Consider the following 13,558-nt stretch of genomic DNA (forward strand, 5'->3'; position numbering starts at 1 on the left):
GTACCGCTGCCCGCGATCACCGCCTCCCTCTTCGCCCGGTTCGCCTCCCGCCAGGAGGACTCCCCGCAGATGAAGATGATCGCCGCGCTGCGCAACCGGTTCGGCGGCCACGCCGTCGAACGGGCGAGGTGAGCACGGTGGGCGAGCTGCTGCTGATCAGGCACGGCGAGACGGAGTGGACCCGCTCGCGCAGACACACCAGTTTCACCGACGTGCCCCTCACTCCGGCCGGTGAGGCGCAGGCGCGTGCGCTGAGGCCGCTGCTGGCCGGCCGCCGGATCGGCGCGGTGCTGGTGAGTCCGGCGCGGCGGGCCGTGCGCACCGCGTCACTGGCGGGTCTGACCGGACTCCGGGAGGAGCACGACCTGCGGGAATGGGACTACGGCGGCTACGAGGGCGTCACCACCGCCGAGATCCACCGCACCCGGCCCGACTGGAACCTGTGGACCGACGGCGTGCCGGATTCCGCGGACGGCCGCCACGGGGAGAGCCCGGACCTGGTCGCCGCGCGGGCCGACCGGGTGCTCGCCCGGGTGGAGACCTGGCTGGCGGCCCCGGACGCGGCGGACGTGGTGCTCGTCGCCCACGCCCACGTGCTGCGCGTCCTCACCGCCCGGTACCTCGGTCTGCCGGCCGCCGCCGGAGGGCTGTTCGTCCTGGGCACCGGCTCACTGTCCCGGCTGGGCAGGGAACACGGCAGGGCCGCGCTCATGGCGTGGAACACCACGAACGCGGCCGTACTCGAAGCCGCCGGCTGACCGGCCGGAGCGGGATGCGACGGGGTGGCCACGAGCCCGCGGCCACCCCTTCCGGGTCAGTCCGTCCAGGCGGTGAAGAGGGCGTTCAGTCCCTCGGCCATGGTCGGGTGCGCGATGAGGCCGTCGCGCAGCGCGGTGAAGGGCAGGCCCGCCCACATCGCCGTCTGCACCACGGTCAGGACCTCGGAGGACTCCGGCCCCAGCAGCGCCACGCCCAGGATCTCGTCGGTGTCGCGGTCCACGACCGCCTTCCACACGCCCCGGGTGTCGCGCAGCGTACGGGACCGGGGAATGGCCTTGACCGGGAGCTTGGCTACGCGGACGTTCCGGCCGGTGGCGCGGGCCTGTGCCTCCGTGAGGCCCACGCGGGCCAGCTCCGGGTCGGTGAACAGGTTCCAGGGGACCAGCCGGCCGGTGGTGCTGCGGCTGCCGCCCGCGATGTTCTCCTTCACGACGCGGTAGTCGTCGAGGGAGACATGGGTGAACTGCGGGCTGCCCGCCACGTCGCCCACCGCCCAGGTGTGCGGGGCGTCGGTGGCCAGCCGCTCGTCCACCCGGATGAAGCCGCGCTCGTCGGTGCGCACGCCCGCCGCGTCCAGTCCCAGCCCGGCGGTGACCGGGTCCCGGCCGGTCGCGGCCAGGATGTCGTCGGCGACCAGAGAGCGGCCGTCCTCCAGGTGGACCCGCACCCCGCCCGTCTCGCGGACGACCTCCTTCACCGAGACCCCCCTGAGCATCTCCACGCCGTCCTCGCGCAGGTACTCGGCGAGGACCTCGGTGATGTCCGGGTCCTCCTGGGGCAGCAGGGTGAGGTTGCGGTCGAGCACGGTCACCCGGCTGCCGAAGGCGGCGAACATCTGGGCGAACTCCAGACCGACATAACCACCGCCGAGCACCACCAGCCGCTCCGGGATGCGGTCGAGTTGCTGGATCGTCTCGCTGTTCAGCGCCCCGGCCTCGGCCAGGCCGGGAACCGCCGGCAGGTGCGGCACGGTCCCGGTGTTGATCACCACGTCACCGCCCCGGACGACACGGCGCCCGCCGTCGTTGAGGCGGATCTCGACCGTGCGCTCCGCGACGAAGCGCGCCTCGCCCAGGACGAGGTCCATGCCGCTGTCGAGGAACTGGCGGTGGTTGAGATCGACCATCTCCGAGACCACGCCCTCCTTGTGCGAGCGCAGGAGCCGCAGATCGACCTCCAGCTTGCCCAGGTTCAGCCCCAGCGACTCCGCCGTCGCCACGCGGCGGGCCAGCCGGGCGCTGGTGACCAGGGCCTTGGTCGGGATGCACGCCACGTTGATGCACGTGCCGCCGATCATGCCGCGTTCGACCATGACCACCCCCCGGCCGGACCGCGCGGTGTCCATGGCCAGGGTCTTGCCGGCCTTGCCGCCGCCTACCACCAGCAGGTCGACATCCTCCACGACGTCCTCGGAACCGATCATCAGGCGCGCACTCCTCAAGGTGTTACGAGTGGGAACGTGACGGGCCGCCCGGCACTCCGGCCGGCACCGCCGGGTCCAGCGTCGCCCCGGCCGGGCCGCCGCGCATCGGTCACATGACTCGTCTCCGCGCGGTGCGCGGGGAGCGACGGCGTTGAGTCATCCGACCGATGCCCGCCCCGCGACGGCGGCCCTACGGTGGGCGCGGCCGCCGGGAACCGGTGCGGCGGGCGGCACGGGAGCGATGAGCGGAGGCCGTCATGACCATGTACGCGAGGGACACCACCCCCGACGGACCGGACCGGGAGACGGCGACCGGTGTCCGCTTCCGCGTCCTCGGCCCGGTGCGCGTGTGGGCGGCCGGCGCCGAACTGCCCACCGGGCCGCGTCAGCAGCGGCTGGTCCTGGCGGCGCTGCTGGCCCGCGCCGGGCGTCCGGTCTCCCTGGAGGAACTGGTCGGCCTGCTGTGGGAGGAGGACCCGCCCCGCAGCGCGGTCAACGCCGTGCACCGCTACGTGGGAGCGCTGCGGCGCCTGCTCGAACCGGGACTGCCGGCCCGCGCGCCGGGCCGGTGGCTGGTCCGGCGCGCGGGCGGATACCTGCTGCGGGTCGGTCCGGACGAACTCGACCTGCTCGTCTTCCGGCGGCTGGTCCAGCAGGCCCGCGCGGCCCGGGACGCGAGCGAGGCGGTGGACCGGTTCGCCGCGGCGCTGGGCCAGTGGCAGGGGCGGTGCGCGGCGGACGTGGTGCCCGAGGACCCGGCCCCCCAGGTCTTCGCCGCGGTGGACCACGAGTACGTCGCCGCCGTGTCGGCGGCCGCGACCGCCGCGCTGCGCTGCGGCCGGCCCGGCGCGGTCCTGCCGGCCGTGCGCCGGGCGGCGCAACGGCACCCGTTCGACGAGCGGTTGCTGGCCCAGACGATGCTGCTGCTCACGGCGGACGGCAAACAGGCCGAGGCGCTCACGCTCTACCACCGCTTCCGGGCGGATCTGAGGGACACGCTCGGCATGTCACCGGGCAAGGAACTGCGCGCCGCCCACGACCGCATCCTGCGCGGACCCGAGGAGCCCGCCGTCCCGGCCACCGGCCCCGGCCCGGCGGGACCCGCCCCCGCCCGCCCGGCCCCGGCCGGACCGGAACCGCGGCACGTACCGGCCCAACTCCCCGCCGATCTGCCCTGCTTCACGGGGCGCGCCGACGTCCTGGAACAGGCGGCGCGCTTCACGGCGGACGGTGCCGGGACGCTGCGCGTGCTGGCGGTGGACGGCATCGCCGGCGTCGGCAAGACCGCCCTGGCCGTCCACGTGGCCCACCGCATCGCCGCGCGCTTCCCCGACGGCCAGCTCTTCGCCGACCTCGGCGGCTTCAGCCCGGCGGGCGGCCCGGCGGACGCCGGTGAGGTACTGGCCGGCTTCCTCGCCGCGCTGGGGGTCGACGCCGCCCGCGTCCCCGCCCGGACGGACGCCAGAGCGGCGCTGTTCCGCAGCGTGCTGGCCACCCGGCGGGTGCTGGTCGTGCTGGACAACGCCGACGACGCGGCGCAGGTACGGGCGTTGCTGCCCGGCTCGTCCCGGTGCACGGTACTGATCACCGGCCGGCGACGGCTCACCGACCTCGCCACCTTGAACGGGGCCCGGCTGCTGTCGCTCGACGTCCCCTCCGCCGCGGAGGCGGCCCGGTGCTTCCTCCGGCGAGTGGGCGCCGCACACCCCGGCCCGGACGCCGCCGCGGTCGCCGACATCGTCGAGCACTGCGGACGGCTGCCGCTCGCCCTGGGCATCGTGGCCGCCCGGGTGACGGCCTTCCCGGACGTACCGCTGCGGCGGACGGCCGACGAACTGGCGGCGGCCGGGGGAAGCCTGGAGGCGTTCCGCGACGACGACCGCGGCAACGCGGTGCGCGCCGTGTTCTCCTGGTCCTACCGCACCCTGGGCCCCGACGCGGCCCGCCTGTTCCGGGCCCTGCCGCGGCGGGGGCGGGGCGAGCTGACCACCGCGGAACTGACCGGACTCGCCCCGGCGGCGGCCCGTACGGTCGCCGGGGCCGTCGCCGAACTGGTGCGCGCCCGGCTGCTGACCCCCGTAGGGCCGGACCGGTACGGCGTGCATCCCCTGGTGCTGGCGTACGCGGGGGAGCTGGCGCGCGAGGCACGGCGGCGGACGGGCGTCACCGGGGTCACGCGGACCGGCGCGGGGCGTGTCGTCGTGCCGCTCGCCGGCCGGCGTACGCGCGCCATCCGCGCGGGGGTGCCGCCCCGGGTCAGGCCGGCGCTTCGCTGACCGCCGTGGCGGCGAAGGGAAGGTCCTGCGGCAGCAGCAGGGTGAGCGTCTCGACGTCGGCGTCGGTCACGCCGCCCAGCCGGCCCGCCTGCCGCGTCATCATCTGCTCGACGATCTGACGGGCCAGCCGCGCGTTGCCGAACGACCGCGACCGGGGCAGGGCGTCCAAGTGGTGGCGCAGCGCCTCCAGGGTCGCGGGAGCGCACACGTAACCGGCGGTGCGAGCCTGTTCCCCGACGATGGCCAGCAGTTCCTCCGTGGTGTAGTTCTCGAACTCGATCCGGCGGGTGAAGCGCGAGGCGAGGCCGGGGTTGGAGTCGAGGAAGCGGCCCATCTCGGCCGGGTAGCCGGCGACGATGACGACGACCTCGTCGCGGTGGTCCTCCATCAGCTTCAGCAGGGTGTCCACGGCCTCCCGGCCGAAGTCCTGCGGTGAGTTCTCCGGGGTCAGGGTGTACGCCTCGTCGATGAACAGGACCCCGCCCAGGGCCTTCTGGAACGCCTCGGTGGTGAGCTGCGCGGTGTGGCCGATGTACCGGCCGACCAGGTCGGCGCGGGCTACCTCGACGAGCTGGCCGCGCGGCAGCACGCCGAAGGAGCGCAGCAGCTCGGCGTAGAGACGGGCGACGGTGGTCTTGCCGGTGCCGGGCGGGCCGGAGAAGACCAGGTGGTGGCTGATGCGGGGGGTGGGCAGGCCGAGCGCGGCGCGCTGGCGGTATGCGGAGAGCAGGTCGACGATGCCGCCGACCTCGCGCTTGACCGCTTCCAGGCCGGTCATGGCGCGGATGGTGGCGAGCGCGTCGCTGTCTCCCGGTTCCGCGGAGCCGGAGCGCGTCTGAGCGGCCTCCTCCTCGCCCACGTCCTCGGGGAGCATCAGCGTCAGGTCGGCCTCCCCGGCGTCGGGCAGCGCGGCCAGCCGCAGCGACTGCCGGTCCACCATGGACTCGAAGACCTTGCGGGCGGCGCGGCCGTTGCCGAAGGTGGCGTCGCGCCGCATGCGGGAGAAGTGCACGCCCAGCGCCTCGCGGGTCAGGGGGGCCAGCCGGTAGCTGTGGTTCGTGCACATGTTCTCGGTGATGGTGACGAGTTCGTCGACCGAGTAGTTGTCGAACTGGATGGTCCGGGTGAACCGCGAGGCCAGGCCCGGGTTGGCGGCGAGGAAGTCCTCCATTTCCTTGGAGTAGCCGGCGACGATGACGACCGCCTCGTCCCGGTGGTCCTCGATCAGCTTGACCAGGGTGTCGATCGCCTCCTGCCCGAAGTCGGCCCCGGAGCCCTTGCTGTCGGAGAGCAGGGTGTACGCCTCGTCGATGAACAGGACCCCGCCCAGGGCCTTCTGGAACGCCTCGGTGGTCTTGATGGCCGTGCCGCCGATGACCTGGGCGACGAGGTCGGAGCGGGACACCTCGACGAGGTGCCCGGAGGGCAGCATGTCCAGACCGGCCAGGATCGATCCGTACAGGCGGGCGACGGTGGTCTTGCCGGTGCCGGGCGGACCGGCGAAGACGAGGTGGCGGCTCATCGGAGGGGCCGGGATGCCGAGCTGGGCGCGGCGCTGGGTCAGCCGGCCGAGACTGACCAGCATGTTGACCTGCTCCTTGACTCCGGCCAGGCCGACCAGGGCGTCCAGTTCGGCGAACGGCCCGTCCAGCGGCGCGGCGGCAGGCCCCGATCCGGGGGAGTGCGCGCCCGGCCCGGTCGCGGGGGCGCCGGCGGCCGGCTCCGGTATCCGCCAGTCGTCCGGCAGGCCGTTGCCGGAGCTCTCCAGCCGGTCCACGGTCAGTGCGGGGCCGGGCCGGGTGTGCCGCAGCCCGGCGCCCTGGTTGGTGTGGACCGTGCAGCCGGTGACGGACATCGGGGCGGTCCCGTCCAGACGTATCCCGTCACCGGTGTTGCGGGTGAGGACGCAGTCGGTGAGCGAGCCCTTGCCGCCGGCCGAGACGAGTACCCCGTGCGCCCGCGTGCCGTCGACCCGCACCCGCACCAGGGAGACATCGCCGCCGTCGTCCACGGCGACACCCGAGCCGGCGCTGCCGGTCACCGCGCAGTCGCGCAGCGAGGCGTTCCCGCCCCGGGCGACCGAGACGCCCGCCTTGCCGGCATCCGAGAAGGCGCAGTCGCCGAACTGGGGGTGGCCGCCCTGCTCGACGCGGACCGAGGGACCGGTGCTGCGCTGGACCTCGCAGTCCTCGAAGCGCCCCTTGGCGCGGTCGCCGACGAGGATGCCGGCGGCCCGCGGTGACCGTACCCGCACCCGTCGCAGCAGCGGCCGGGCGCCGGAGGCCAGGGACACCCCGGGGCCCTGGGTGCCGGTGATGTCCGCGCCGTCGATGTCGGCCTCGGCCGCGTCGGTGAGCAGCACCCCGGCCTCGGAGCCGCCCTGGATCGTCGTGCCGGACAGGTGGGGAGCGCTCGCCTGCCCCACATGGACGGCCGCCTGGGCGGCGTCGGCGAAGGCGCAGTCCGTGTAGCGGCCCCGGGCGCGTTCGGTCAGGAACAGTCCGCTGCCGCCGGTGCGGACGGTCGAGCAGCCCGACATCTGCGGGTCGGAACGGTTGGCCACCGCGAATCCGTGCCCGGCGGTGTCGTGGACGTGGACCTCGGACAGCTCGGTGCGGGCGGAACTGGCGACGTACACGCCCAGCGCGCAGTCGTGGACGGTGGTCCGGGCCACGCCGAGCGTCGTCTCGCCCTCCAGGGCGACGGCCGGGCGGTCGGTGGCGGAGAGATCGCAGTTCTCCAGTGTCCCGGAGGAACGGCCGTTGGCGAGGACGCCGTTGCCCCGGGTGTCCCGGACCACGCAGTCGCGGATGACGGCCCGGCCGTCCTCGCTGATCACCACGGCGGAGGTGCCCATGTGCTCCAGGGTGCAGTCCTCCAGGACGCTGCCCGCGGAGGAGGTCTCCACCACCCCGGCCCCTTCCGGGTTGGTGACCCGGCAGTTGCGCATCGCCAGCGAACCGCTGCCCCGGCTGAGCAGCGCGGTCCAGGCGGAGCCGGAGATCTCACAGCCGTCCAGGGCGATCTGGCCGCGCACCGCGTCCACCACCGGCAGATCGTCGTGGTTGCCGCGCAGCACCAGGTCGGTCAGGAGGACGGCATCCGCGGCCAGCGTCACGGCCGTGCCGCTGCGCGGGGCCAGTTCGACCGATCCTCTGGGCCCGTCCGCCACGATCGTGACCTGCGCGCGGACGGTGAGGCTTTCGGCGTACACACCGGGCCGGACCCTGATGATCGTGCCGGCCCGGGCACCGGACAGGGCGGACCCGATGCTGCGGTGGTGCCCGGTGCCGTCCTGGCTCACGGTCAGTGTCGTGCGTGCCACGGCCGATCCTCCTCATAGTGCAGCCGCGGGCCGTCCCCTGTCCGGCGGGCGGCCGGACCCGGACCCGTGCGGTGGTGTGCCCCGGATTCCGTCCGCCGGCGCCGAACCGGCCCGGGGCGGCCGGGTGTGCGCGGTTGGTACACCCTGAGACTATCCAAGGAACACATGTGTTCACGAGCCGCCTTCACATGTTGGACCGAGGATGTGCCCCGTACCCGGCATCGGGGTATGTGCGAAGAGCAAGGCGTACGTCGCTGCCGGGGGTCAGGCGCGCAGCGCGTCCAGGGCGATGGAGACCTCGTCGGCGACGGAGGACTGGTCCCCGGTGGCCTTGGCCCGCAGTGTGGCGCCCTCCAGGAGATCGAGCAGGAAGACGGCCAGGCCGGCGGGCGGCCGGTCCGCCGTGATCTCCCCGGCGGCCTGGCCTTCGGCGATCGTCCGGGTCATCGCCCCGGCCCAGTCGTCCAGCGCGTCGCGCACGCTCTCGCGCACCCGCTGTCCCGCGGTGGTGCCGTCACCGGCGAAGGTGCCGAGGAGACAGCCGAACTCCACGCCCGACGCGCGGATGCGGTCGATCTGACCGGTGAGATGGCGGTGCAGCCGGTCCAGGGCGGGGCCTTCGCCGTGCAGCGCGGAGAAGTCGGTGGCCCTGGCGTATCGCGCGACGATCTCGGCCGCCAGGTCCTGCTTGCTGGCGAAGTGGTTGTAGAACGACCCCTTGGGCACGCCCGCCGCCTCGGTGATGTCCTGCACGCTGGCCGCGTTGAACCCCTTGCGGCGGAACACGTCCTCGGCGTGCTCGATCAGGCGCTCCTTCACGTTCACGCGCGGCATGTCAGCCTCCTTGGACGAGGTACGGCCGGCCCGGACGGCGTGCCCGCCGGGCGAGGGAGAGGACGGCGGTCGCGGCGAGCAGTGCGACGACGGCGCCGTAGGCGACCACCGTGGTGGGCAGCGGTACGAAGTCGGTCGCGAGGCCGGCCAGCAGGACCGGCGCCCCGTACGCGGTGTACGCGATGAGGTAGACCGCGGCGAAGAGGCCGCCGCGGTGGGCGTTGTCCGCGGTGGGGCCGAGGATGCGCAGGGACGAGCCGAACGCGGCCCCTTGTCCGGAACCTCCCGTGAGGGCGCCGGCGACGACGAGCGGCAGGCTGGACACCGCGACGCCGACGACCGCGAGGACGGCGCCGGTCAGGAGCAGCAGCGCGCCCGCGCGGGTCGCCGCCGCGGCCGTCGCCCGGCCGAAGGCGATGCCGGCGACGGCCGCGGACAGGGGCTGCAGCGCGACGATCGCGCCGTTCACCGCGCCGCTGTGGATGCCGAAGACCTGGCTGTCGAAGGAGGGGGCCAGGCCCAGGAAGAGGCCGGAGAACATCCAGCCGGCGGCGACGAGCGGGGCCAGCGCCCAGAACCAGCCGCGGGCCGGGCGGACGATGCTCAGCCGTGGGCGCAGGGAGGCCATGGCCCCCGGGCGGCGGGCCGCCGTCTCGGGGGCGGCCAGGACGGAGGCGATGCCGTGGACCAGGACGACCGACAGGCCGAGGAAGACGACCTGGGTGGGGTGGTCGGTGAACTCCACGGCCAGGCCGGCGAAGAGCGCGCCCAAGGCGAGCCCGCCGACCGGGGCGGCACTGGTCAGCACGGTCATCAGGGCCCGGCGGCGGGGACTGGCGAGTTCGATGATCACGGCGGTGAAGGTGCTGGTGGCCGCGCCGGTCGCCATGCCCTGGACGGCGCGGGCCGCGATGATCCAGCCGATGTCGTCGGCGGCGAGGAACAGCGCGCTGGTCACCAGCAGCAGGAGCATGGCGCCGATCAGTACCGGCCGGCGGCCGATGTGGTCGGAGACCGATCCGGCCACCAGCAGGGTGGCCAGCAGGGTGACCGCGTAGACGGTGAACGCGAGGGTCAACTCCCAGTCGGGAAAGCCCCACTGGTGCTGGTAGAGCACGAACAGGGGACTGCCGGCGCCGGCGCCGAAGGCGACGGCGATCGAGGCGATGACCACGCCCAGTGTCGACAGCGGCCGGCCCCGGCCCTCCTGCCGCTCCGGTGCGGGGCCGGAGGGTGCCGGCTGGGGTGTCGCGGATGTCACTGCGGAGGATGTCACGGTGTCTCCTCGCGGCCGTTGTTCCGACGGGAGGGGCGGTGGCTCGCCGGCCGCGGCGGGCCACCACCCGGATCAGGCGGCGACGGACAGGGCCCGGCGGCCGGCGCTCATCGTCGCCGCGTGCCGGGCGACTCGCGCGCCCAGGAACTCGGCCGTGGCGATGTCGGACGCGTGGACGGTGTCCGTCCCGCCGTCCATGGGGGTCTGCGCGCCGGCCCCGGCCCAGAAGCCGAGACGGTTCAGGTCGTTCTCCGAAGCCGTGGTGCTGTTCCAGCCGGGGGCCAGGCCCAGGCTGACCCAGAGCATCTGGTGCTGCGCGGCCAGCGCGGCGAAGAAGGCCAGGGTGTTGCTCTTGTCGCCGCTCTTGGAGGCGGAGTTGGTGAAACCGGCGGCGAGCTTGTCCGCCCAGCGGCCCTCGATGAAACGGCGGCTGGTGGCCTCGGCGAAGGCGTGGAAGCCGGCGGAGGCGCCGCCCATGTAGGTGGGGGAGCCGAAGACGATCGCGTCCGCGTCGTCCAGTTGCCGCCACTGCTCGTCGCTGATGTCGTCGACGTTCACGAAGGCGACGTCGGCCCCGGCTCCGACGATGCCGCGCCGGACGGCTTCGGCCAGCACCGCGGTGTGTCCGTAACCGGAGTGGTAGGCGACGGCGACGGTCGGGCGGTTCGTCGAGGCGGTCATGGTGCGCTCCTTGAGCAGATCAAAAGGGTGGGATGGGCAGGAGATCGGGCCGGTCGGCGGAGTGCCGCGCTGTCCGGCTCGCACGCCACCGTATGAATATGACCGGTCGTCTCAAAGAAGTCAAGGGACGACCGGCCCCGTGCGGGGAGGGCGCCCGGCGGGACGCGGGAACCGGCCCCGACCCGCGCGGGATCGCGGGGGTACGGCTCGGGGCCGGGCGTGCTCAGCCCCGGGTGAACGGGTGGCTCAGGGCCTCGAAGTCGCCCTGTGACAGCTCCAGCGCGGCGGCCGCCACGTTGTCCTCCAGGTGGTCCACCGACGAGGTGCCGGGGATCGGGAGCACCACGGGGGAGCGGCGCAGCAGCCACGCCAGGGCCGCCTGGGACGGGGTGGCGCCCAGCTTGCCGGCGATCCGGGTGAGCGGGCCGCCGGGCTCGGCGAGCCGGCCGGTGGCCAGCGGGAACCACGGCAGGAAGGCGATCCCGTTCGCCTCCGCGTACGTCAGGACGTCCTCGGAGTCGCGCTGGGCCACGTTGTAGAGGTTCTGCACGGAGGCGATCGGCACGATCGCGCGGGCCCGCTCCAGTTCGTCCACGCCCACCTCGGAGAGCCCGACATGGGCGATCTTCCCCTCGGCGCGCAGCTCCCCGAGGACGCCGATCTGCTCCTCGAAGGGCACGGCCGGGTCGATGCGGTGGAGCTGGAAGAGCGGGATGCGCTCCAGGCCCAGCCGGCGCAGGCTGGACTCCGCCTGACGGCGCAGGTACTCGGGCCGCCCGTCGGACCGCCACTGCCCCGGACCCGGGCGGGTCAGACCGGCCTTCGTGGCGATCACCACGTCCTCGGGGTACGGGTGCAGAGCCTTGCGCAGCAATTCCTCCGCCGCCCCGGGACCGTAGGAGTCGGCCGTGTCGAAGAGCGTCACGCCCAGCTCCACGGCGCGCCGCAGCACGCGCACGCCCCGCTCCTCGTCGGGGAAGGGGCCCCAGACGCCGGGGCCGGTCAACTGCATGGTCCCGTAACCGAGCCGGGTCACTTCCAGCTCGCCGCCGAGGGTGAACGTCCCGGAGGACGCCGCCGAGATGCCGCTCATGAGGGTGCCGCCTTTCTGGCTGTGCTGCCCGGCCGCCGTCGCGCGCCGGGGAATTCGGGGGCGGTGGTCAGGAGACCGTCACGTTCTCCAGCCGGACCGAGACGACCAGCGGGTCGGGCACCTTGTGCCCGTTCTCGTCCCGGCTGTAGATCATGCGGGTGGTCGGGATCACCAGGCCGGAGACCTCCTGGTGACCGGAGACGTAGTGGGCCGCCGGCGTGGAGCCCGCGATCCCGACGCTGTAGTCACGCCGCCTGATCAGCCCGGAGGAGTCCACGTAGAGGGTCTGCTCGGTGCTGAGCGTGGCGATGTCGTCCGGGAAGACCACCCGCAGGCGGCGGAAGGTCTCGCCGTCCTCGGTCCAGGTGCCGATCTCCTCGGTGCGCACCCCCGGGAAGGTGAGCGAGAGGGGTTCGGCCAGGTACGTCCACATCGCGCTGCCCGAGAAGTAGGCGAGCTGGAGCCGGGTCCACGGGGTCGTCAGGTCGTGCCCCGCGAACGAGGCGCGGGGGTCGAGGAGTTCCTCGACGGTCCCGCCGTCGGCGTCCTCGACCGCCACCCGGTCCGCCGTGAACGACGTGTGGTGGCCGTCCTGGAAGAAGGGTTCCTGCCGGACGTACTGGCGGCGCAGGCCGACGGTCACGTCCACGTCGTCCAGGGCGCCCGGGTGGCCTTTCATCGCCCACAGGGCGCCGCTGAAGAACTGGCGGGCGTGGATCTCGCTCGCCTCCTCCCAGCGGGCGCGGCCCCCGTGGGCGTCGAGGACGGTGCTGAGCAGATCGGACACGATGTCTCTCCTGGTGCGTGTGCGGTGGGGTCAGCCGAGGAACGCGTTGACGTCCGCGGCCGCTTCCTGCGGGTACTGGAACAGCGAGGCGTGCGCGGCGTCGGGGTAGATGCGGATGCGCGCGTCCGGAATGAGGCCGGCCATCAGGTGGCTGGCCTTGGTCGGGATCATCCGGTCGTCGTCGCCCTGCAGGATCAGGGTGGGCGCCTGGATGCCGGTCAGCCGCTGGAGGGCGGAGTGGTCCGGCACGCCCCACTCCAGTACGGCGTCGTACTGGGCGTCGCGCGAGGCGAGGCTGCTCGGCACGTCCCGGTCCTCGGTGCGGGCCAGGAAACGGCCGAGGAACTCGACGCCCTTGGCCCGGCTGGTCTCGGTGGGGGCGAAGAAGATGTACAGCAGGTCCTCGCCGGTGGGCACCTCGGCGCGGGCGTGGGTCTCGATGTCCTCGCGCCAGCCGTGCATCCCGGGCGCCCCCTTCGGACCGGTGCCGGCCAGGACGAGGCGGCGGACCAGCCGGGGCCGGACCAGCGCGACGTCCTGCGCGGCGAAACCGCCGAGCGAGAAGCCCAGGAGGTCGATGCGCTCCAGGCCGAGCGCGACGGTGAAGTCGATGACCTGACGGGCCAGTTCGGCGACGGTCTTCGCCGGCGTACCGGTGGAGGACGCCACCCCGGGGTAGTCCACGAGGACGACCTCGCGCTCCGCCGCCAGGGCGTCCACCAGCGCGGGGTCCCAGTTGTCGAGGTTGCCGGTGAAGTGCTGGAGCATGACCAGCGGCACCGGGCCGCCGGTGCCGAGCCTGCGGTAGGCGTACCGGACACCGTCCGCCTCGACGAACCGGGTGGGCGCGGTGTGGTGGGTCACTGGGGCCATGACGTCTCCTCGGCGGGCCGTACGGGATGGGGGCCGACTGCGGCCACCGCTTCATCATCGACGGCGGAAGTGGAGAGTTTGTGGCCCGCTTGTTGACCCCTCCCCGCCTGCTCCTCCCGGGCCGTGGCGAGCACGCACGTGGCCCCTGACGGCGGTCGCACCACGGGACGGCCCGCGGCGGAGAGCCGTTCCGCCGGTGCGGGCGGGAGG

Annotated in this window: 10 protein-coding genes and 1 pseudogene; 3 read left to right on the forward strand and 8 right to left on the reverse strand. The window is 73.9% G+C overall.

Features of this window, described 5'->3' with window-relative positions:
* Both IE316_RS27865 and IE316_RS27870 read left to right on the forward strand, forming a co-directional pair.
* Nucleotides 1-132: pseudogene (locus tag IE316_RS27865) on the forward strand (6-phosphogluconate dehydrogenase); the annotation flags it as partial.
* Nucleotides 133-137: 5 nt separating this feature from the next.
* Nucleotides 138-758: a histidine phosphatase family protein gene (locus tag IE316_RS27870; protein ID WP_190207416.1), complete on the forward strand. Its 621-nt coding sequence runs from the start codon at nucleotides 138-140 to the stop codon at nucleotides 756-758.
* 56 nt (nucleotides 759-814) lie between these two features.
* Here IE316_RS27870 and IE316_RS27875 read toward each other — a convergent pair whose 3' ends face one another.
* Nucleotides 815-2,203 carry a dihydrolipoyl dehydrogenase family protein gene (locus tag IE316_RS27875; protein WP_190207277.1) on the reverse strand — a complete coding sequence of 463 codons (1,389 nt, stop codon included), beginning with the start codon at nucleotides 2,201-2,203 and terminating at the stop codon, nucleotides 815-817.
* A gap of 257 nt (nucleotides 2,204-2,460) precedes the next feature.
* On the opposite strand from IE316_RS27875, the gene IE316_RS27880 reads away from it, so the two are divergent.
* Nucleotides 2,461-4,479, forward strand: a complete 2,019-nt coding sequence (locus IE316_RS27880; RefSeq protein WP_229910581.1) for an AfsR/SARP family transcriptional regulator — start codon at nucleotides 2,461-2,463, stop codon at nucleotides 4,477-4,479.
* Here IE316_RS27880 and IE316_RS27885 read toward each other — a convergent pair.
* The 7 genes from IE316_RS27885 to IE316_RS27915 form a co-directional block, all read right to left on the reverse strand.
* Nucleotides 4,460-7,804, reverse strand: coding sequence for a right-handed parallel beta-helix repeat-containing protein (locus IE316_RS27885; RefSeq protein WP_190207278.1), 3,345 nt, complete (start codon nucleotides 7,802-7,804; stop codon nucleotides 4,460-4,462). The genes IE316_RS27880 and IE316_RS27885 overlap by 20 nt on opposite strands.
* 264 nt (nucleotides 7,805-8,068) lie before the next feature.
* Entirely contained in the window at nucleotides 8,069-8,638 is a 570-nt protein-coding gene (locus IE316_RS27890; protein WP_190207279.1) for a TetR/AcrR family transcriptional regulator, read from the reverse strand.
* A gap of 1 nt (nucleotide 8,639) precedes the next feature.
* A complete protein-coding gene (locus IE316_RS27895) occupies nucleotides 8,640-9,914 on the reverse strand; it encodes an MFS transporter (RefSeq protein WP_190207280.1) in 1,275 nt (424 codons plus the stop codon).
* A 72-nt stretch (nucleotides 9,915-9,986) separates the two neighbouring features.
* Nucleotides 9,987-10,595 carry a flavodoxin family protein gene (locus tag IE316_RS27900; protein ID WP_190207281.1) on the reverse strand — a complete coding sequence of 203 codons (609 nt, stop codon included), beginning with the start codon at nucleotides 10,593-10,595 and terminating at the stop codon, nucleotides 9,987-9,989.
* Nucleotides 10,596-10,818: 223 nt separating this feature from the next.
* On the reverse strand, nucleotides 10,819-11,688 hold the full coding sequence (locus IE316_RS27905; protein WP_190207282.1) for an aldo/keto reductase: 870 nt from the start codon (nucleotides 11,686-11,688) through the stop codon (nucleotides 10,819-10,821).
* Between the two features lie 67 nt (nucleotides 11,689-11,755).
* Complete coding sequence (locus IE316_RS27910; protein ID WP_190207283.1) at nucleotides 11,756-12,475, reverse strand: hypothetical protein; 720 nt, start codon at nucleotides 12,473-12,475, stop codon at nucleotides 11,756-11,758.
* Between the two features lie 30 nt (nucleotides 12,476-12,505).
* On the reverse strand, nucleotides 12,506-13,348 hold the full coding sequence (locus IE316_RS27915) for an alpha/beta fold hydrolase (protein WP_190207284.1): 843 nt from the start codon (nucleotides 13,346-13,348) through the stop codon (nucleotides 12,506-12,508).
* Between the last annotated feature and the right edge of the window lie 210 nt (nucleotides 13,349-13,558).

Origin of the sequence: Streptomyces fumanus, from assembly GCF_014655295.1 — a bacterium.
Classification (GTDB): Bacteria; Actinomycetota; Actinomycetes; order Streptomycetales; family Streptomycetaceae; genus Streptomyces; species Streptomyces fumanus.